Source organism: Psychrobacter urativorans, assembly GCF_904846675.1.
In the GTDB taxonomy this organism is placed as follows: Bacteria; Pseudomonadota; Gammaproteobacteria; order Pseudomonadales; family Moraxellaceae; genus Psychrobacter; species Psychrobacter urativorans_B.
On record NZ_CAJHBT010000001.1, the window covers coordinates 271,181 to 290,845 of the forward strand.

Below are 19,665 nucleotides of genomic sequence, written 5' to 3' on the forward strand. Positions count from 1 at the left end.
GCATGAATTGATTTTTGTACCTTATTGACAGCCATAAAAAAGCCCATAGGTTTCACGTGAAACCTGTGGGCTTAGATTAACTACTTTTAATTAGCTAGCTAATTAGTCAAATAAGTCGCCAATTCGCTTAAAGAAAGATTTCTTGTGCGGTGATTGCTGATGCTTGCTATCGCCATCGAGCGTATCTTGGAACTGACGTAACAGGTCTTTTTGATCTCGCGTTAGATTGACTGGTGTTTCGATAAGCACACGACAAATCAAATCACCTTTCATGGTGGTGCGCACAGGAGTCACCCCTTTACCACGAACGCGTAGCAGCTTGCCACTTTGCGTACCCTCTGCGATTTTAATACTCACTTTACCATCAAGCGTTGGGATTTCAACTTCTTTACCAAGCGCGGCATCAGTGATGCTGACCGGTACATCCATATACAGATCTGCGCCTTGACGGGTAAATACATCGTGCGGCTTAACCCGTACTTCGACGTATAGATCGCCATTTTGAACACCGGCACCGCCTGCTTCGCCTTCGCCTGCTAAACGTACGCGGTCACCATCGTCAACACCGGCTGGGATGGATACTTCCAAGGTCCGCGATTTGTCTTTGACACCGCTACCATGACAGTCAGGGCATGGATTTTTAATTTGCTTACCCGTACCGCCGCACTGAGGACAGGCTTGTTGTACCTGAAAGAAACCTTGTTGCATGCGTACTTGGCCTTGACCATGACACATCTGGCAAGTGACTATGTCCGAGGCATCTTTTGCACCTTTGCCATCGCAAGTGTCACAAGGAGCTGGCGCAGAAAAGCTGATTTCTTTTTGACAGCCGCGCACTGCTTCCTCTAATGTCAGTTCCAACATATAACGCAAGTCTGAACCGCGGCGCGAACGCCCGCCACCGCCGCCACGCGCTTGACCAAAGATATCACCGAAGTTACCAAAGATATCACCAAAGATATCCTGGAAGTTACCGCTGCCCGCGCCACCGAAGCCGCCACCACCGCCCATACCATTCTCAAAGGCGGCGTGACCCATACGGTCATAGGCTGAACGCTTATCGCTATCACTGAGTACTTCATAAGCCATCGAGGCTTCTTTGAATTTATCCTCAGCATCAGGATCATCAGAGTTGCGATCCGGATGATATTTCATTGCCAGCTTACGATAAGACCGTTTAATCTCTTTGCTATCTGCTGTTTTACTGACGCCTAATATCTCATAAAAATCGCGCTTACTCATGGGCTCTCCTATCGTCATCACAGTGCCACCGGCTGGCATGTCTGCCGACTATTGCGCTCATATTTTCATACTTATATCCACCGGAGTGTTTCACATGAAACACCGCGAATAACGAGTTGAAAAAAGCGAGTAGTGACGGAACGTTGCAAAATAAAACGGCGGGGTGCTGCTTAACCAAATCAATTAATAAAAGTTTGGCCTATTAATGGAGATGGTAGCTCGATTTATCAAGTTATCGGCAAGATAAATTATATGTTTAACTTATTAGGGAGCACTAAAGAGCATGATAAAGGCAGTAACAAAGGGAGTACTGATTCAGAGTGCTAAATTTTTTGAATTGATCATATTATTATCACAATCCCATATAACATTTTCATACCTTTATTAGGCTAAGTCATGCTAGTATTTGTCGCCATACTGTTTTAATGATATTAAATATCACCATTTCAACAGTAGTCGTTTTAGTTATCACCATTTTGGCGGCAGCAAGTTTGCAATAGGTAGCAAAATTATGAAAAAGCTATTCACATTACTCCTATTACTGGTCATCGTCGCCGTAGCAGTCTTTGCCGGTTCGCCTTACTACAGCGCTTATCAACTCAAAAACGCCTATGATGCTAAAGAGGGGGCAACTGTCGCTGCTGCTATCGATTATGAGCGGGTACGCCCTAGTGTGGAGAGACAATTGACCGATAAGTTTGCTAATACCATGACCAAGTACCCCGGAGTCGCCGCGCTTGGCGGCGAGCCCCTGACAGAAGCGGCTAACGGCTTTATTATACAAGCAGTCGATGGTGCCATCACCCCGCAAAATATAGAAAGGCTGATCAGTAGCCAAGGCCAAGCCAACTCCGCTACTAAAGAGCTGGCTGCAGCATGGGCCATCGCCAGTAATCAGGTAGATCTAAAAAACTTGATTCGAGATATGATTATTCGGCGCGGCGATATCGATGCGGTGGTCAAAAACCAAGTGCAAAAAATGATGGACAAACAAGCCAATCAGCTAGAGCAGCAAGTGGCACAAGGTACGGATAGCGACAAACCCAAACTCAGCTATTGCGGTATGAACTGCTTTACGATTAGTGGCCAAGTTAAAGGCTATCCAATCACTATCGAGATGCAGCGCCAAGGATTTATCGATTGGAAAATTATTGATGTGGTGTTGCCTTAATATAAGACGCTTTAATGGCATCTTTTAGTCTATTAAACTATTTTAAGTGAGCTTATAATGCACTCTCAAATAATTCCTAAGGTGATGAGCGCTCAGTCTGCTGCCCCAGCGCCAATGACTATCTTAGATGGTGGGATGGGACGTGAGCTTGAGCGCCGCGGTGCCCCCTTTCGCCAGCCTGAATGGTCAGCGCTGGCATTGAGTCTAGCGCCAACTAGTGTTCGTGATATCCACTTAGACTACATAAAAGCTGGTGCCACGGTTATCACCGTCAATAGCTATGCGGTAACCCCTTATCATTTGGGAGATAGGTTCTTTGCTGAAGGTGAAGGTCTCATAAAAACGGCAGCGAAGCTCGCATTCGAAGCAGTCCAAGAACACAACAAGCAAGCAAACAAAAAGCCTAACAGTCCAGCAACCGTACAAATCGCTGGCTGTTTGCCGCCCCTGTTTGGCTCTTACCGACCCGATTTGTTCGATTCCAAGCAAGCCCCTGCCATCGCGCGTCCGTTATTATCCGCGCAAGTAGACTATGTGGATATGTGGCTGGTGGAGACTCAAAGCAGCATCGTTGAAGCGTTAACGTGGCATCAGCTGATTACTGAATTCACAGCTACTCAAACAGAGATCGCACAGAAACCCATTTGGATCGCGTTTACGCTAGACGACGGTCAATTAGATATCGCCACTAATGACACTATCGAATCCGATCAAGCCATGAGTACACCTATGCTGCGCTCTGGCGAACCAGTAGCAGAGGCTGTACAGGCTATGATGGCATTGAATGTCGATGCAGTATTATTTAACTGTAGTCAACCTGAAGTCATGAATTCAGCATTGCAAGTTGCGAAGGAGATTATCGACAAAGCGTCCTATTCTCTACAGCTGGGCGTTTATGCCAACGCTTTTGTCTCAAAACAAAGCCACAAAAGAGCCAATGCTCAACTGCGCCAAATACGTGAAGACACTACCCCTGAGAATTATTTGACGTGGGCCGCGCTCTGGCAAGCCTCTGGTGCCAATATCATTGGTGGTTGCTGCGGTATTGGCGTCGAGCATATCGCACAACTTGCGCAGCACATGGCTGCTAGGCAATGATGTCTTTTTAAGTTTGTAACTTTGTCGCCTTATAATTTCGTCGCTTTATAACTTTATTTATGCATTGGTTTATTCTACTCCCAAAAACTCTAAGAATTCAGGGCTCTCAAAACTAGCTTGGAACAATACCCCATCATCACGATAAATCGCAGGCGTAGCGACAACTGCAAGTCCTGCTGCTTTTTCGCGATTGGGTGCAAGGTAATTAGCGCTACAACTTGCCGGCGCTGGAGTCATTTTACCCTTTAGCATCGCATTATCTAAGGCGTTACGGCGACTCGATTCGTCAGCCTGACACCAGATACCACGCATTTGCTCAGGCGATTTCTCATAAATAGGATAGCCAATCGTTTTTACCGTGACGCCCTTTTTATTGAGCATATCCATTTGCTTATGTAGCAGGCGGCAATAAGGACAATTGACATCGGTGGCAACATAGATGACTGCTCTCTCAGGGCTGGTAGCCGGATAAGTAATCAGTTGCGTGACATCCAAGCTCTGAAATACCGATTGGTTTTTGCGTTTTTCAAAATTTTCATCTAGTCCTGTGAATTGACCATTTTCAATCACTGATATCTCGCCATCAGTGACATATTGCGCATCATCTGATACTAAGAAGGGGACGCCCTCTAAGGTTGCGCCCCAAACCACACCTGGCACTGCCGTATAAAAAAATGGCGTCTTGGTACTCATATTTTTGAGCGAACCCATATTGGCAAGCATGCTAGATTTGGTTTTGGGATTGACTGGTATTCCAGCTTGTGCACTACTGCTCCGCACTGGGGTTTGAGTCACTAAACGCTTACTTGGGTTCTTTTGTAGCTCGCCCTGAATGACGTATTTGCCATCAGCGGTGATATGTAGCGGCGGCTGACCTGCAAGGTCAACTTGATACATATTGGGCAAGTTCGATGGCGTGATAGCGGTAATCTGGGTCTTAATACCTGCTTGAGTAAGTACTTGACGCAAACGGTTATCGATAGCCGCAGTTACTTGTCCGGTGGCTTTAGCATTAGGAGCGCTTTTTACATTTGCAGAAATTTGGGTATTTGGTGTGCTTTGACTGACACTTCTGGTTATAGTTTGAGTGCTGCTAGGCTGAGCGCAGGCGGTTGTCGCTAATAGTATGGCGGCGATAATACTACTAGATTTTAATAATTTTTTTTTCACAGAAAGAGTCCTATCAAATTTTAATAAGGAATAACTTTTTTAAAAAGTATCGAAATAAGCGCTAACTATTAAAACGTAAAAATAGTATGCAAAAAAGCAGATTAAAAAGATGACGAGACTGTAGCACAGTAGCCTATTTTTATATGAGCTTGATAAGAAATAGGCAGCTTATTTTGCAAATCTGCTACCCAGCTTTAAGAGACAAGCAATAGAGGCAAGCGTTTGGGTGTGAATAAAATAAAATGGCAGGATACAAACAATAACGGCAGCCAACTGACCTAATTAGGGAGCTGCTGCCGTTATTGTTTTAAATAAATTTTATTTTAAAACTTGGCAACTTCTTCAGCGGTTAAAAAGCGGCTGTCACCTTTCGCCAACCCATCCAAAGTAATATGACCGATGCTAGCTCGGTGCAGCTCAGTCACTCTATTACCAAAATAACCCATCATACGTTTAACTTGATGATATTTACCTTGCTCTAGCGTCAAACGTGCATGAGTCTCATCAATAAATTCAAGAACGGCAGGCTTAGTTTCTTCATGGTCGCCCTCTAACAGGATACCTTCAGCAACTTCAGCTACTGCATTGGCTTGCTTAGCCTCATCCATAGGATCAGCCAAAGTCAGCTCATAAATTTTAGCATGTTCGTGCTTCGGACTGGTCACACGGTGCAACCACTTGCCGTCATCACTGATTAGTAACGCGCCAGTGGTATCGACATCAAGACGTCCAGCGATACGTAAGCTGCCAATCTCAGGAACTGCTATCAGCTCAGTAACGATAGGATGTTCTTTCACCTTTAGGGCACATTCAAAGCCTTCAGGCTTATGCAATAAGATATAACGATTGCCAGCTGCAACCGATAATGGCTCATTGGCCCACATGATTTCATCATTTGAGATATCAACGTGAAAGCCGGAATCTTTAACCACCTCATCGTTAACGGTGACTTCACCGGCGTGCAGGATTTTTTTGGACTCTTTACGTGACAGCTCAGTGGCTTTACTAATAAATTTATCTAAACGCATACTATTTACTACCATCAGTTTTGTTATAGTGGGGAATAAAATGTAAACAGCGCCAAATACTGGCAACTGTAATAATAATGCAAGTTTAGCATATTCTGCTTAAACCCATGGTGTGACATCAATGAGATTATGAGCTATCAAACCCTACAAAGAACAGTTACTGCCCGCCTTGAAATAAAAAAATCTGAATTTATCGCTTATGCGTATCCGGTGACCTCACGTGAGCAAGCTATGTTTCACGTGGAACAGCTGCGATTGCAATATACCGATGCGCGTCACCACTGCTGGGCTTATATTGTGGGCGACCCTGACAATACCACTAGCGCTGGCTTTGACGATGATGGCGAGCCTAGCGGTACCGCCGGACGGCCGATATTAAATGTGCTCCAGCATAAGTCGATTGGCAATATTATCATTGTTGTGGTGCGCTACTTTGGCGGAATAAAATTGGGCGCGGGTGGCTTAACGAGGGCTTATGCGGGTTCAGCACAAGCAGCAGTTGATGAGATGAAGCTTTGTCCTTATGTAGCAATGGCGCAAGTGCAGATACAAGCAGATTTTGCCACTGAAGCCCAATGTCGCTATGTGGTTGAGAGCTTAAACGGCACTATTGATGACGTTGCTTATAGCAAAGATGTACTATTAAACGTGACTGTTGCTGAGCGCGATATTGAGGTATTAAAAATTGATTTGGCGATAGCTGGTAAAGTAGTAGAGACGACTGATTAGACATTGTATTAGTAACTCTATGTTCACTGCGCCGTTCACCGAACAATATTGGCACTATCCCCACAGCTCAGTATGATAGTCAGCAAAGCAAGCGCTGGTCAACTGACCTCAGTTGTAATCTACGGCTCTTACGCTTATTATTGTTTCACGTGAAACTTAATCTTTTAGATATTAAGTATATTTACTGAATAATAATAAATTTTCATCCCTTTCTTACTTAACCACCTTTGATGCCATTTTATGAGTAATTTTACCTATAACGAATTTAAGCCGCCATTTTGGTTGGCCAATGCCCATCTGCAGACCATCTTGCCAAAGTTTGTTGCGCCTAACGTGCCTATTTATCGACGCGAGCTTATAAAAGACTCACTTAACGAAAGTGAAGTCGCCTATGATTTTTATGATGCTAATGATTTGTTATTGGCAGATGACAAATATAATAAGCCGCTAGTAGTGTTATTTCATGGTATGGAAGGCAGTAGCGACAGCCATTATGCGCGTACTTTAGCGTATGCCGTACATCAACAAGGCTGGCATTTTGTGGTTGCTCATTTCCGTAGTTGTGGCGGCGTACCGGTCAAAGGTACTGTATTTTATGACGCCGGTGATACTGCTGAGGTGGAGCACGCGCTACAATATTTGGCACAAAAATATAGCACTATCTATGGTGTTGGGGTGTCATTAGGCGGCAATGCCCTGGCTAAATATATGAGCGACTATGGTCAAAAAGCTATTTGTGCAGCGGCAGTAGTCGCTTCAGCTCCTGTGGATTTAATATCCTCGTCGCTGGCGATGGAACGCTTTATCGGGCGCCGCATTTATACCCCTTATCTACTCAACCCTATTATTCAAAAAGCGATTGATAACAACTTATCAGATGAAGAAGTAAAAGCGATCAAGGCCACGAGCCGTATCAGCGAGTTCGATAATATTTTTACGGCCCCAAGGCATGGCTATCGCTCCAAGAATGACTATTACAATAAAGCCTCTGCCCTACCGCATCTGATTCATATTGCCAAACCAACCTTAATGATTAGTGCCAAGGACGACCCTTTCTTAGGCGCGACGGCTACGGGTGGCGATGTGTCCAAAAGCGTGACGTTACTGGATACCAAACATGGCGGACATATCGGCTTTTTAGATTATCAAGACCGTAAGTTTAATTTAGAGTGGTTACCAAAAACGGCAATAAGCTTCTTTAAAGATGTCGGTTAAGCCAAATAAAAGACAAACTTATAAACGCTTAATAAAATTTAAGTTATTTAATCTATTAATAATAAGAGTGCTGCTATGTATCCGTTTATTCGTTATGCCACCACTATTGCGCATGCCGCGCTGCAAGTTAAAAGAGGCAATACCTTAGGGTTTGATGACGTCAGCGAAATTACCTTGCGTTGCCGTTTGACGGATATTGATAACTTCTTAGAGATGAATAACGGTCGCGTCTTAACGCTTTATGATTTAGGGCGCACAGACTTTGCAGTACGTACGGGACTTGGAAAACAACTCCTTAAACAACGTTGGGGCTTAGTCGTTGCAGGCAGTACCATTCAATATCGTAAGCGTATTCGTGCCTTTCAAAAGGTGACGATGAAAACACAAATAGTTGGCTTCGATGAGCGCTGGATTTATATTGAACAATCTATGTGGGTTAAGGGCAAGCCGTGCTCATCCGCGCTATTACGAACCGGCGTGACTGAAGGCGGTAAAGTGGTAGAGACTGCACGGGTACTTGCTGCTTTGGATAAGTCGGATTGGCAATTAGCGCCTGAGCCTTGGGTACAGGAATGGATAGATGGTGATAAAGACCATCGTTGGCCGCCGATGGGATAACTTTTACAAGCAATTAACCTTAGAGCTACTATTTCATAACAAGACATTATATAAATACATATATTAAATGCTAGGATAGTAGTTAGTTTATTATTCAATGAAATATTATTTGATTAAATACAAACCTATAAGGAGAGCAACATGCTTACCACTACAGATTATGTCGGTACTTTATTTGATAATGAAAGCAATCCAAACAAAATTACTTTAGCTTTCACCATGGCAGTCAAAGCGCTAGAAAAAGGTCATTCCGCAACGGTTATCTTGATGATGGATGCCGTGCATTTAGCGCCACCTAAGGCACTAGACAGTATCGATATAGGTGCGCCGTTTGAGCCTGCTGCTAAATTGCTGGCGGCTTTTATGGAAAAAGGCGGGCAAGTATTGGTCTGTAAAGCCTGTATGGTGCATAATAATGTTGATGAATCAGCCATTGATCCGCGCTTCAGTATTATTAGTGGCGATGACGTGGTTGAGCTGCTTATGAGTGCAAAAGGCTCGTTGCAGTTGAACTAATAAATAAGTAGGCGTGAGGTGAATTAAGGATAATGTAACTCACCAAACACGTTGAAAATTTTTAGTATTGAAAGGGAGATTCTTTAATTAGAATTTCCCTTTTTTATTATGATATTTTTATTTGAATAGTGAGTGGGTTTAAAAGCTAACCTACTCTATCGGCTTACTACTTTAGGCAGGTCAGATGAGTGATTAGCACCTGAATCTTTAGTACAAGAATGGATAGATAGGGATAAAGAATATCGTTAGCCGCCGATGGGTTGATTAATCTTAAAAATTTTAATAAGAGTTATCAGTTCAAACTGATAACTCTTATTAATTCATAAAATAATTTAACTAACTATGATACTTACTCTGCTGTCAACTCACTTGGTAAATGCTTTAGTAAGTGCTGATGACTATCATGATTGAACTGTAGATAGTTAAGAGCTTTTTCTTGAAAATTACCTATATTGAAGTTTTTGTTAGCTATTATTTTTAATCCTTTATCATTAATGACAGACAATGCTCCATCATAGTTTTGATTATCTATAATGTTTTGCAACTCACATTCACGAGCATTGTGCCACTCATCGATATTGATATTGCTTGTAAAGTTAGCATAATGCGTTTTCACAACTTCTAAGGTATTTCCTTTAGAGACATGAGAGCTCTTAAAGTAGTAGTTTATTTTGGCAGATATATAATTTGCCACTTGTAATCCTTTCGTTTCAGATAATCTTGTTAGTACATCACTTTTTATAGTAGAAACTACACTTTCACTACACATCATCTGCTTACTAAAACCCTTCAAGAACTCCTCATCAAATAGCAAGTTTTCAACTTCCGATACATTCAATGAAAAAATATTTTTAGCTTTTAAACTTGTTAACCTAGCTGGCTCATGATGGTCTGAATCAATCAAGCCAAATGCTTCCGTTGTCATATTCGGTAGCTCGTTAAATGCTTTTGTATAATTAATTACATCAAAGCATGTTTTTACTGGCGTGATAGTAAAATTCAGTAATAGAAGATTATAGATTTTTTCATCCATTTTACCGCTTTCACTTTCACAAAACAGGATACGCTTGCGACTACCTAAAAGTTTTAAAAGTAAAGCTTCAGGAAGTTCATTATTTGGTATATCTTCTATTTCCCATTTATCAGGGTGATTAAAAGATTTTATCCAGACTTTTTTAGCAGTGTTTCGGCTAGTGGCAAACTCTAAATCATGAGTAAGGTAGATAAATATACAGTCTTCTCGCTCTGTTTCTAAAATATCCCATAACTTACTTAAAAGTGTCTTGTGGAGATACATTTCTGGTTCATCAACGATAATAAAGCCATCCTGAGGAGCTTGTAATACATGAGAAATATAATACAAAATGACTTTTTCACCGTCATTCATCTGATATGCAGGATAAGTATTTTCAGAATTTCTAGCCTTTAAACTAATGTTAATACCATCAGAGCATTCTAAAACTCTATGTTCAATAAGCGAGTTCCAGATTTCGATAGTATTAATCAATTTAGATTCTGGTACGTTGCAATTCTCACCTTTCCTTACTGACTGAACATACTTATTATTTAAAGTGCTATTTTCTGATAATAAGTTATTTAACAGAATTTTAAACTCATTTTTAATTGCATCAGACTCTGGGGAATAGTTTGTATCGGACTCCAACTTAAACTTAGTAGATTTTTCGTAAGCTTGAGATTTTCCTAACTCCTTTATAGTATCATTCGGATTAGTGATGTTTTTAAAAACAGGAATAACAAGTAGTTTTTGAGCCGAAATTGTCATTGCTGAGTCAGGTAAATACTCTTTAAGCTTTGCTGATAGTGAAGACTTGCCACTACCATTAGCTCCGATAGCTACAATATTTTTATCAAAAAAACTGAATTTACTAAATATATTTAAGTTAAAACTAGCAACCTTTGTATTGTATTTGAATTCATCTAACCCCTTCTTAATGTTGATTTTATAAAAATCTTTATACATTTGAGATATTTCAAAATTAGTTGAAAAGTTTAATGATTTCATAATGTTAGAACTATCAACTTGAATCTGTTCCTTGTAATTTTCCTTTAACGGCTCATGTGTATGTATAGAATTTTTTAATTTATTGAAATAACAAATCGCTTCTTCAAAGGGTTTAATATTGATGTCGCAAAACTTTGCTATTTCTAGGTATCTTTGAAGCTTAATTATGTTTTCATCAATCAAATTCATTAAAGAATTATTCTCTAACATTTTCTAAGTTCCTAGTTTTTGTATACCAACACTTTAACAGTTTCACTGACATAGTAAAATGCAAGTTTTCTGGCTACAAGACCGTAGTTAATCATCTTAAATACAACTTTGTAGTCAACAAATAAACATTACTCTGTACTCAACCTCGCACGGAAGGCTTTATAATCATTAGCCGTATCTTTGACCGCCTCTATCATCGGTACATGACCGACTTCAGGCATGATAATAATTTGCGCTTGTGGCATCAAATCACTCATTAATTTAGCGGTCTCAGTCTTTATCACTTTGTCCTCGGCTCCCCAAACAATCAATGTGGGAATATTGTACTCTGCGACGACTTTAGCACGTTCCTCTACATTATCTTCAACGATTTGTTCGATGATTTTGGCTTGCAGATCACGATTGGCTATATTTTCTTGTGCAAAGACGGCTTGCACCGTTTTAGGAATATAAGGTGGCTTGTACATGACCAGCTTATACAAAGAAAAATATTCTTCCGTAGTATCAACTACCAGCGGATTATTATCAGGGGTGGCATCCAAAAACTCTTCCCGCAAACCTACTGACCAAAAACCGCCACTGTCCAATAGCCATAAGCTTTTGACATTATTAGGATACATTGCCGCATAGGCGACACTAATGCCGCCGCCCATCGAATTACCGCCAACATGAATGGCAGAATCTAGTCCTTTAAATTGTAGGAGCTCATGTAAACGCAACGCTTGCGGGTCTGCGCGGTAGTCTGCCGCCATCGGCTTACTAGAATTACCAAAGCCTAATAAGTCTGGGATAATTAGATGATAATCTGCTAACTTATCCGCAATGCGCGTAAAGTTATCTTTATTACCGCCAAAGCCGTGGATTAACAATAAGGGCTTACCAGCTAAATTGCCGCCTTCTAAATAAGCCATCTGCTCACCGGACGTCAGCGTGAATACTTTGCTTTCAAGGTTTGACTTCACTCTTTCATGCTGTATAAGCTTTTGGGTGGTGGCGACCGTTAAGGTGTTGGGCGTCGTACAGCCCACTATAGAAAGAGTCAGCAGAGCTGCAAGGCTTGTGCGCATAAATGTCATCAAACTGTCCTATCAATAACTGGCAAAATTAAATAAAAGCCGCAATTTTAGCACAAGCTAATTTTAAGCATAAGAAATAATAACAATTGCCCTGCTCTCAAAACTCTACTACAGTCAGTTATAGAGAATTAAATACCCATCACAGGAAGTGTAACCAATGTCATTATTAGAACAGTTAGGAATAACTTACCCTATCGTGCAAGCCCCAATGGCAGGCGGTGCAACCACACCTGAGCTAATTGCTGCTGTCAGTAACTTCGGCGGTCTTGGCTCATTAGGCGGTGGTGCGACCAGTCAAGACGCCTTAAATAAACAGATTGATGCAATTAGAGCACTCACTGACAAGCCTTTTATGATCAACTTAATGGTGCTATCAGAGCATGATGCCAGTACCTTTGATACTTCAATGCCAGATTGGCTTAATAAATACTATCAAGAGCAGCAGATTGATACGGTACTACCTGACAAGCCAGCGCATAGCTTCACTGAGCAGCTACAAGTGCTCTATGACAACCCAGTACCGGTTGCCAGCTTTACCTTTGGTATTATTAGTGCGCAGCAAGTTCAGCGCTTGCAACAGCTGGGCACTCGCGTTGTTGGTACAGCAAACCATACGCTTGAGGCAAAAGCATGGGCAGATATTGGCGCAGATGCGGTATGTGTACAAGGGATGGAAGCTGGCGGACATCGTGGCGGCTGGTTACCACAAAGCGAAACTGATCCATTAGGGCTATTGACTTTAATTGGCCAAACCCGAGCTTGTACCGATATTCCGTTGATTGCAGCGGGTGGCATCATGAGCGGACGAGATATTAAAGCCGTACAAGCTGCAGGCGCACAATTAGCTCAAATGGGTACGGCATTTTTAACTACCGATAAATCAGGTATTAATGCCACTTATAAGCAAGCGTTACTTGATGCGAGCAATGGTACGCGTAACACTGAAACGCGTCTAACGCGGCTGTTTTCTGGGAAGCAAGCACGCGGTTTAGTGAATAATTATCTACGTGATTTTGCAAGTTTTGATAAAACAGAAGAATTACCGCCTTATCCACAATTAAACGCGATGACTAAATTCATGCGTGCCAATGCTGCAAAAAACGGTGATGCGGAACATCTCTCGTTATGGGCAGGACAAGGCGTTGCGTTGGTCAAGCAAGAACGTACGCTTGAGTTATTAGAGCGATTGGTACAAGGGTTATAGGATTACTATTGCATCGCAATCATTATACAGAATAGTATATTAAGTGCTAAAATATTAGGTAGAGTATCATTTGATTAAATATATTCCTACAAGGAGAAAAATATGGTACTACAACAGATTATGTCGGTACATTATTTGATAATAGTGAATCCAACCCAAGCAAAATCACTTTAGCTTTTACAATGTCTGGCATTGCCCTGAAAAAAGGGCACTCTGCATCAGTTATACTAATGGTAGACGCGATACATTTAGCGCTGCCGAATGCCCTCAATAACGTTGATATTGGTGCACCATTCGAACCTGCTCGCAAGTTGCTAGAAGCCTTTATTGAAAAAGGCGGTCAAGTATTGGTTTGCGGCGCATGTATGAAGCATAACGGTGTTGAAGAATCAGCAATTGACAAGCGCTTCTCTGTTATCAGTGGTGATGATGTGGTCGAGTTACTGATGAGCGCAAAGGGCTCATTACAGTTGACCTGATAACCGCTATAATCAAACAGCTCTAATCAAAATGGTACGAGCATTCTCGTTTACAATAAGTATTTTCGTTTAATCAGTTTTAAGTTAACTATCTGGCATCTTTCGTAAGACGCTTCCTTATAATCAATCGAGACAATTAACTGAGGCCAACAGTTCGGGTGGCGCAAAAGGAAAGACATTGAGTAAAACAGATACCTCCACTGGTAAACGACGTGACCTCACCGAAGGGTCGATTGCCAAAACGATGCTCCTGTTTGCATTGCCAACACTTGGATCATCGGCACTACAGTCGTTAAACGGATCGATCAATGCCGTCTGGGTGGGCCGAACTTTAGGTGAAGAAGCGTTGGCAGCAACGGCGAACGGTAATATTTTGATGTTTATACTGATCTCCTTCGTTTTCGGTTTCGGTATGGCGTCTACTATTTTGATTGGTCAGGCAATGGGCCGACGCAACGACACCATGGTCAAGAAAACTATGGGAACGGCGCTAGGTAGCATTATTCCGATAACTATATTGGTGTCGGCAGTAGGGTGGATATTTGCGCCGACCCTACTTGATCTACTTGGCACGCCGCCAAGTGCTGCAAGACTTGCCCTGACATACCTGCGGATGATTTTTATTGCGATGCCCGTCACACTAACGTTTACGCTGATAATGATGGCACTGCGCGGGACGGGCGATTCTACGACGCCGCTTTGGTTTATACTCATATCGGTCATTATTGACCTGATTTTGACGCCGACGCTCATTTTGGGTTTAGGACCATTTCCCGAATGGGGTATATTTGGCTCGGCCTTCGCAACAGCCGTCGCCAACACTCTAGCGCTTATTGGAATGGTCGTCACAATGTATCTGCGTGGCTCTGTGCTAACACTCAGCATGCCAGAGCTTCGCTTTCTGCGCGCAGATCGAGAAATCCTGAAGTCGATGTTCTCAAAGGGGTTGCCGATGGGCCTTCAGATGATCGTCATCTCTTCGGCGGCATTGACGATGCTGTCGCTGATAAACCGCGAGGGTGTACAGACGACAGCAGCTTACAGCGCGACCCAGCAGCTTTGGACATACGTGCAGATGCCTGCAATGGCGCTAAGTGCCGCGGCCAGTGCTATGGTTGCACAGAACATCGGTGCCAATCAATGGCATAGGATTTCAGGGATCACACGATGGGGGCTCGCTTTTAACCTGATATTGACAGGAACACTTATCGGGGTGCTGACAATTTTTGATCAAACTATTTTGGGCTTTTTTCTTGGCAGTGACAGCCAAGCGGTACCGATTGGGCGCCATATTCAGTTAATGGCGACATGGGGCTTTATCTTTTTTGGGATAGCGCAAGTGCTGTTCGGCACAATGCGGGCGAACGGCTATGTGATTTGGCCGCTGATCGTTATGGTGATTTCGATGTACCCAGTGCGTCTTGGGTTTGCTTTTGGGCTTTATCCATTACTTGGAGACGATGCGCTTTGGCTGTCGTTTCCAGCAGGCATGGTGGCAACCGCCGTGATGGGGGCAGGGCTGTATCTGCATGGCGGATGGCGTAAGGGAAAAATCTTGCCCGCAGAGGAAGCTGCGCAAAAAACCGAGGGCTATCGCGCGCATACAGGCACCAGTGCGTCGCTTCGTGATATTATACCAACGACTGTATGGAAGCGACTACCTTTGCGCCGTATCACAAGATTGCACCGACGACTTCATAGACGCCATATGATAAAAAAGAATAAACGATAATAGCGTGGTTCATATATACACGCATAGCCGAGCGGCTTTTGTTCATCAGTGCAGAGGATAAACTGCTGATAGTACTTACTTATTACTGGGAATTTATTACTAGGAATACTGAACCCAGTAATAAGTGAACAAGACTTTGGTATATCAGAAAGCGTAGTAGGTAAAAGCCTTCACTGCGCTAACAATGTACTGGTAAAACATTTAGAGTTTGCATTATCCAATAAAAATCCTACCGCCGCGGCTGCATGAATCGTGATGGTATCAAATACTGGAATAGGACTGTCTTCTTGGTTAATAAATAGGCCAATTTCCGTACAGCCCAAGATGACGCCTTCTACTCCTTGCGCAGCTAAGCCTTTAATAACTTCAATAAAATACTGCCGCGAGCTGTCCTTAAACTGCCCTTGGCACAGCTCCTCATAGATAATACGGTGTATTTCTTGTCGCGCTTCCTCATCCGGTATCACTACCTGCAAGCCAGATTTAATAAGGCGCTGCTGATAAAAATCTTCGGTCATGGCAAATTGCGTACCCAGTAAAGCAACTGTCTTTAGCACTTGCTTATTGATGGCTTGCGCCGTTACCTCGGCAATATGAATAAGCGGTAAACCTGTTGCTGCTTGTACTTCATTGGCTACTTTATGCATAGTATTAGTCGCCATTAATAAGCCTTGCGCACCAGCGGCTTGTAGGCGTTTGCCACTGCTGGCCATAATCACACCCAATTCATCCCATTCACCTTGGGCTTGCATGTCACTAATCGGTGCGAGACCAACACTATGAATCAGCAAATCTGCTGAATGTAGGCCGCCTAAATTCTCTTTTACACCTTGATTAATCATTCAATAATAGCTTTGGGTACTCTCCCAACTCATGCCACCGATGAAGCCTAGAGTTTTTTGTTGAAAGTTTTGCTACTTATCATTTAGCATTAGTGTTCCTTTTTCATAGAGCTTATTTGTAGAGCATTTTACCGTAGCAAAATTTACTTTACTCAAGACTGTTTTTTATGACTACTTTTATGACTGATAGAGCATAACAATATAATATTGCGAATCTTATGATTAATAATAACCGTTTTACCAATTCATCAGGACTCTATATGATAGTTGCTAATAAAGGTAATAACGCTTTAAATAAGCATTTACTACACAATAAAATCACGCTTACATAGTCATTTTAGCGTATTTATTTTTATAAAAAATGAGCATCACCATGGCAAAAACCCCTACTCTCAGAATACGCACACGCCGAAAATATTACCGACTAATCTTTACTGGCCTGATGGCGATGATGATGTCGCTTATCATATCAACCGCGCTCATATTGGTAAAAGTAGGGTTTATTGATGGTTTCTTCATGGAGCTTTTACATTCGTGGGGACTGGCGTTTGTCTTCGCGTGGCCAAGTGCTTATGCCTGCGCCTACTTTGTGCAGGAGCATGTGTTAAGTAGAATTGAGTTTTATTAATATAGCTAGAAGTTAAAGTACGACAAATTACGACGCCACTATGAATCAAAAAGTCTGTGTCAATATATCGGTCTCTTGCAGACAGATTATGACCGAATAAAAAGTACAGAAGTTTTCATTAGCCATCTATAACCAACAACGTTAGTTAACCAAAGTAATACTGCGCATGATAAGGCAGACTTGTTACTGTAAATGGTTCATGTTTAATTGCTAGCTACAGATGCCTAGCGCCTATTAAACACCATTAATTATTCATAATAATATAACAATCATATGACAAAGGAATTTATCATGCGTAGCGCTAGTTATAACGAATTTGGCAAACCCTCAGAAGTACTCAGCCTAGACGATACTTCTGTCCCAGAACCTAAGTCTAATGAGATCCGTATCAAAACCATATTAGCGCCCATTCATAACCATGATTTGGCAACGGTCCGTGGCAAATATGGCTACAAACCTGAACTGCCAGCGATAGGTGGCAGCGAAGCAGTCGGCACTATCGATGCGCTTGGTGATGATGTAAAAGGTTTTAAAGTGGGTCAGCGCGTTTCTGTCGCCAATGTGCATGAGACTTGGGCGGAGCTCTTTGTTGCCCCAGCCAAACTGGTTTTTGCGATTCCAGATAGTATTAAAGATGAAATGGCTGCACAGCTCATCGCCATGCCGCTTAGTGCCTTAATGCTGCTAGAATTCTTAAAACTACAAAGTGGTCAATGGGTTATCCATAATGCTGCCAATGGCGCAGTTGGTAAAACCCTTGCCATTCTTGCTGCTGCCCGTGGTATCAACACTATCAATTTGGTACGTCGTGACGATGCTAAAGACGAATTGAAGTCGATGGGTATTAAAAATAACGTATCTACGTCAGATGAGGATTGGAAGGATCAAGTTCGTAATATCGTTGGCGATCAACGAATTATTGCCGCGATAGATGCCGTTGGTGGCAAAGCCAGTGGTGACTTACTATCGTTGCTTGGTAGCGGCGGCACAATAGTGGCCTTTAGCGCACTGTCAGGAGACCCAATGGCGCTCAACTCTGGTGGCATGATTTTTAAACAAGCAACGGCTAAAGGGTTTTGGGGAACTGAAACCAGTGTCAATATGAATGAGCAGAACAAGCAGCGCTTAATTGATGAGCTAATCGAACGTGCGACTAGTGGCAAGTTACAACTGCCTGTTGAAAATATTTATGACTTAACTGATGTGGCAAAAGCGGTTTCTGATGATGTACAGTCGGACAAAAATGGCAAGATTTTGTTGAAGCCCTAGTTTTTGAAATCGAATAAAAAAAGCTCATAATCTCATGAGCTTTTTTTATTTTAACGATAAGAGTAAGCCGCCGTTACTGAAAATACAAAAAATCTAACGAGGAATATAATTATGTCCAATAATAAAACTTTTAATGCCTTAGTAGTTGAAGAAAATACTGATGGCACTTATAGTAAAAGTATCCGTGAACGCAACGTGAATGATTTACCGCAAAACGAGCTGTTAATTGAAGTACATTATTCATCGTTGAACTATAAAGACGCCATGTCGGCCGCCGGTAATAAAATGATTACCAAGCATTACCCGCATACTCCCGGTATTGATGCGGCAGGAATAGTGATTAGTGATAAGTCAGGCACTTTTACTGCTGGCCAAGAAGTGCTGGTGTTCGGTTATGATTTGGGCATGGATACGTCCGGTGGTTTGGGTCAAATGATATCTATCCCAGCAGATTGGGCGCTACCATGCCCGACTTCTTTGACTTTAAAAGAAGCAATGAGCTACGGCACTGGCGGTTTAACCGCGGCTTTATGTATTCAAAAGCTAGAGAAAATGGGCGCTAAACCCAGCGACGGACCAGTAGCGGTAACAGGGGCAACGGGCGGTGTGGGCAGCATCAGTATCGCGATTTTGAAGCAATTGGGCTATGAGGTCATTGCTTTCTCAGGCAAACCCGAGCAAAGCGAACATCTAAAAACGTTGGGAGCCAGTGAGGTACGTCATCGCGACACTATTAATGAGGTTGGTAAAAAACCTGTTGGTCGCGAGTTATGGGCAAATGCCATTGATACTTTAGGTGGCGACTATTTAGCAAACTTACTCAAACAAACCAAGGCTGGCGGCGCGGTATCTGCTTGCGGCTTGGCATCATCACCTGAATTTGCAATGACTGTGCTGCCCTTCATCACTAGAGGTATCTCTTTATTGGGTATCGACTCGGTATTTATTCCATTAGCTGATAAAAAGGCTATTTGGGAGCGCGTCGCCACAGATATGAAACTTCCTGATCTTGAGAAGTACAGTGAAGAGATTACCTTAGAACAAACGCCAGAATACTTAGAGCGCTTTATCGCAGGAAAAGTGGTGGGTCGTTATGTGGTGAATTTGCGGGGTTAACTTTCAAGCTTTTAAGCAAGCCATTCTAAAAGGGTTCTGAGTAGTAAGCCCAGTCAAGAGATGAGCGTAGAGAACAAGCAGCGATTGGTTGATGAGTTGATTGATCGCGCTGTAAGTGGTCAATTAAAACTGCCTACTGAAGCCACTTTTGATCTGGCTAGTATCCTAAAAGCGGTTGATGGGAAAATGCTGGTTGGGAAAAAGTAAGGTGCTTTTGGAGCCTTAGAATAATAAAGTTGATAGAAAAAGCCCATTATTTTATGGGCTTTTTTACGTTTTTTTTTCAATAATTTATTAAT

19 protein-coding genes are annotated in these 19,665 nt (G+C 42.4%); 13 read left to right on the plus strand and 6 right to left on the minus strand.

Annotation, left to right across the window (positions count from 1 at the left end; translation table 11 throughout):
* Positions 1 to 102: 102 nt before the first annotated feature.
* Positions 103 to 1,242 (minus strand): molecular chaperone DnaJ, encoded by a 1,140-nt coding sequence (gene dnaJ / locus JMY06_RS01215; protein WP_201615603.1) that lies wholly within the window; start codon positions 1,240 to 1,242, stop codon positions 103 to 105.
* Positions 1,243 to 1,753: 511 nt separating this feature from the next.
* On the opposite strand from dnaJ, the gene JMY06_RS01220 reads away from it, so the two are divergent.
* Together JMY06_RS01220 and JMY06_RS01225 are read left to right on the plus strand one after the other, a co-directional pair.
* A complete protein-coding gene (locus JMY06_RS01220; RefSeq protein WP_201615604.1) occupies positions 1,754 to 2,413 on the plus strand; it encodes a DUF2939 domain-containing protein in 660 nt (219 codons plus the stop codon).
* Positions 2,414 to 2,527: 114 nt separating this feature from the next.
* Positions 2,528 to 3,511 (plus strand): homocysteine S-methyltransferase family protein, encoded by a 984-nt coding sequence (locus tag JMY06_RS01225; RefSeq protein WP_265087854.1) that lies wholly within the window; start codon positions 2,528 to 2,530, stop codon positions 3,509 to 3,511.
* A 69-nt stretch (positions 3,512 to 3,580) separates the two neighbouring features.
* On the opposite strand, the gene JMY06_RS01230 is transcribed toward JMY06_RS01225, so the two are convergent.
* Both JMY06_RS01230 and JMY06_RS01235 read right to left on the minus strand, forming a co-directional pair.
* Positions 3,581 to 4,681: a disulfide isomerase DsbC N-terminal domain-containing protein gene (locus tag JMY06_RS01230; RefSeq protein WP_201529753.1), complete on the minus strand. Its 1,101-nt coding sequence runs from the start codon at positions 4,679 to 4,681 to the stop codon at positions 3,581 to 3,583.
* A 323-nt stretch (positions 4,682 to 5,004) separates the two neighbouring features.
* Positions 5,005 to 5,709: a pseudouridine synthase gene (locus JMY06_RS01235; RefSeq protein ID WP_201615605.1), complete on the minus strand. Its 705-nt coding sequence runs from the start codon at positions 5,707 to 5,709 to the stop codon at positions 5,005 to 5,007.
* A 129-nt stretch (positions 5,710 to 5,838) separates the two neighbouring features.
* Here JMY06_RS01235 and JMY06_RS01240 point away from each other — a divergent pair, with 129 nt between their 5' ends.
* The 4 genes from JMY06_RS01240 (at position 5,839) to JMY06_RS01255 (ending at position 8,787) form a co-directional block, all read left to right on the plus strand.
* On the plus strand, positions 5,839 to 6,438 hold the full coding sequence (locus JMY06_RS01240; RefSeq protein ID WP_201615606.1) for a YigZ family protein: 600 nt from the start codon (positions 5,839 to 5,841) through the stop codon (positions 6,436 to 6,438).
* Between the two features lie 240 nt (positions 6,439 to 6,678).
* Positions 6,679 to 7,653 (plus strand): YheT family hydrolase, encoded by a 975-nt coding sequence (locus JMY06_RS01245; RefSeq protein WP_201615607.1) that lies wholly within the window; start codon positions 6,679 to 6,681, stop codon positions 7,651 to 7,653.
* Positions 7,654 to 7,728: 75 nt separating this feature from the next.
* Positions 7,729 to 8,271: an acyl-CoA thioesterase gene (locus JMY06_RS01250; protein WP_201615608.1), complete on the plus strand. Its 543-nt coding sequence runs from the start codon at positions 7,729 to 7,731 to the stop codon at positions 8,269 to 8,271.
* Positions 8,272 to 8,412: 141 nt separating this feature from the next.
* Complete coding sequence (locus JMY06_RS01255) at positions 8,413 to 8,787, plus strand: DsrE family protein (RefSeq protein WP_201615609.1); 375 nt, start codon at positions 8,413 to 8,415, stop codon at positions 8,785 to 8,787.
* Between the two features lie 349 nt (positions 8,788 to 9,136).
* Here the strand turns inward: JMY06_RS01255 and JMY06_RS01260 are convergent, their stop codons facing one another.
* A complete protein-coding gene (locus JMY06_RS01260) occupies positions 9,137 to 11,020 on the minus strand; it encodes an AAA family ATPase (RefSeq protein WP_201615610.1) in 1,884 nt (627 codons plus the stop codon).
* A gap of 128 nt (positions 11,021 to 11,148) precedes the next feature.
* Positions 11,149 to 12,096 (minus strand): alpha/beta fold hydrolase, encoded by a 948-nt coding sequence (locus JMY06_RS01265; protein ID WP_201615611.1) that lies wholly within the window; start codon positions 12,094 to 12,096, stop codon positions 11,149 to 11,151.
* A gap of 157 nt (positions 12,097 to 12,253) precedes the next feature.
* Between JMY06_RS01265 and JMY06_RS01270 the strand changes: the two genes are divergently transcribed.
* The 3 genes from JMY06_RS01270 to JMY06_RS01280 all read left to right on the plus strand — a co-directional run bounded on the left by JMY06_RS01270 (position 12,254) and on the right by JMY06_RS01280 (position 15,511).
* Positions 12,254 to 13,300 carry an NAD(P)H-dependent flavin oxidoreductase gene (locus JMY06_RS01270; protein ID WP_201615612.1) on the plus strand — a complete coding sequence of 349 codons (1,047 nt, stop codon included), beginning with the start codon at positions 12,254 to 12,256 and terminating at the stop codon, positions 13,298 to 13,300.
* An 80-nt stretch (positions 13,301 to 13,380) separates the two neighbouring features.
* Positions 13,381 to 13,779 carry a DsrE family protein gene (locus JMY06_RS01275; protein WP_201615643.1) on the plus strand — a complete coding sequence of 133 codons (399 nt, stop codon included), beginning with the start codon at positions 13,381 to 13,383 and terminating at the stop codon, positions 13,777 to 13,779.
* Positions 13,780 to 13,957: 178 nt separating this feature from the next.
* Entirely contained in the window at positions 13,958 to 15,511 is a 1,554-nt protein-coding gene (locus tag JMY06_RS01280) for an MATE family efflux transporter (protein ID WP_201529735.1), read from the plus strand.
* A gap of 170 nt (positions 15,512 to 15,681) precedes the next feature.
* Here the strand turns inward: JMY06_RS01280 and JMY06_RS01285 are convergent, their stop codons facing one another.
* A complete protein-coding gene (locus JMY06_RS01285; RefSeq protein WP_227672100.1) occupies positions 15,682 to 16,353 on the minus strand; it encodes an aspartate/glutamate racemase family protein in 672 nt (223 codons plus the stop codon).
* 373 nt (positions 16,354 to 16,726) lie between these two features.
* Here JMY06_RS01285 and JMY06_RS01290 point away from each other — a divergent pair, with 373 nt between their 5' ends.
* The 4 genes from JMY06_RS01290 (at position 16,727) to JMY06_RS01305 (ending at position 19,573) form a co-directional block, all read left to right on the plus strand.
* Complete coding sequence (locus JMY06_RS01290) at positions 16,727 to 16,981, plus strand: DUF2798 domain-containing protein (RefSeq protein ID WP_201528476.1); 255 nt, start codon at positions 16,727 to 16,729, stop codon at positions 16,979 to 16,981.
* Positions 16,982 to 17,272: 291 nt separating this feature from the next.
* Positions 17,273 to 18,250 carry a zinc-binding dehydrogenase gene (locus JMY06_RS01295; protein ID WP_201615613.1) on the plus strand — a complete coding sequence of 326 codons (978 nt, stop codon included), beginning with the start codon at positions 17,273 to 17,275 and terminating at the stop codon, positions 18,248 to 18,250.
* Positions 18,251 to 18,361: 111 nt separating this feature from the next.
* On the plus strand, positions 18,362 to 19,366 hold the full coding sequence (locus JMY06_RS01300) for a YhdH/YhfP family quinone oxidoreductase (protein WP_201615614.1): 1,005 nt from the start codon (positions 18,362 to 18,364) through the stop codon (positions 19,364 to 19,366).
* 60 nt (positions 19,367 to 19,426) lie between these two features.
* Positions 19,427 to 19,573: a hypothetical protein gene (locus tag JMY06_RS01305; protein WP_227672101.1), complete on the plus strand. Its 147-nt coding sequence runs from the start codon at positions 19,427 to 19,429 to the stop codon at positions 19,571 to 19,573.
* Positions 19,574 to 19,665: the final 92 nt, after the last annotated feature.

Bases quoted from the DNA above. Each gene is read 5' to 3' on its own strand.
- JMY06_RS01295 (WP_201615613.1), top strand. From the start codon at position 17,273: ATGCGTAGCGCTAGTTATAACGAATTTGGCAAACCCTCAGAAGTACTC.
- JMY06_RS01255 (WP_201615609.1), top strand. From the start codon at position 8,413: ATGCTTACCACTACAGATTATGTCGGTACTTTATTTGATAATGAAAGC.
- dnaJ (WP_201615603.1), bottom strand. From the start codon at position 1,242: ATGAGTAAGCGCGATTTTTATGAGATATTAGGCGTCAGTAAAACAGCA.
- JMY06_RS01225 (WP_265087854.1), top strand. From the start codon at position 2,528: ATGACTATCTTAGATGGTGGGATGGGACGTGAGCTTGAGCGCCGCGGT.
- JMY06_RS01270 (WP_201615612.1), top strand. From the start codon at position 12,254: ATGTCATTATTAGAACAGTTAGGAATAACTTACCCTATCGTGCAAGCC.
- JMY06_RS01285 (WP_227672100.1), bottom strand. From the start codon at position 16,353: ATGATTAATCAAGGTGTAAAAGAGAATTTAGGCGGCCTACATTCAGCA.
- JMY06_RS01260 (WP_201615610.1), bottom strand. From the start codon at position 11,020: ATGTTAGAGAATAATTCTTTAATGAATTTGATTGATGAAAACATAATT.
- JMY06_RS01245 (WP_201615607.1), top strand. From the start codon at position 6,679: ATGAGTAATTTTACCTATAACGAATTTAAGCCGCCATTTTGGTTGGCC.
- JMY06_RS01240 (WP_201615606.1), top strand. From the start codon at position 5,839: ATGAGCTATCAAACCCTACAAAGAACAGTTACTGCCCGCCTTGAAATA.
- JMY06_RS01235 (WP_201615605.1), bottom strand. From the start codon at position 5,709: ATGCGTTTAGATAAATTTATTAGTAAAGCCACTGAGCTGTCACGTAAA.
- JMY06_RS01305 (WP_227672101.1), top strand. From the start codon at position 19,427: ATGAGCGTAGAGAACAAGCAGCGATTGGTTGATGAGTTGATTGATCGC.
- JMY06_RS01250 (WP_201615608.1), top strand. From the start codon at position 7,729: ATGTATCCGTTTATTCGTTATGCCACCACTATTGCGCATGCCGCGCTG.
- JMY06_RS01290 (WP_201528476.1), top strand. From the start codon at position 16,727: ATGGCAAAAACCCCTACTCTCAGAATACGCACACGCCGAAAATATTAC.
- JMY06_RS01265 (WP_201615611.1), bottom strand. From the start codon at position 12,096: ATGACATTTATGCGCACAAGCCTTGCAGCTCTGCTGACTCTTTCTATA.
- JMY06_RS01300 (WP_201615614.1), top strand. From the start codon at position 18,362: ATGTCCAATAATAAAACTTTTAATGCCTTAGTAGTTGAAGAAAATACT.
- JMY06_RS01220 (WP_201615604.1), top strand. From the start codon at position 1,754: ATGAAAAAGCTATTCACATTACTCCTATTACTGGTCATCGTCGCCGTA.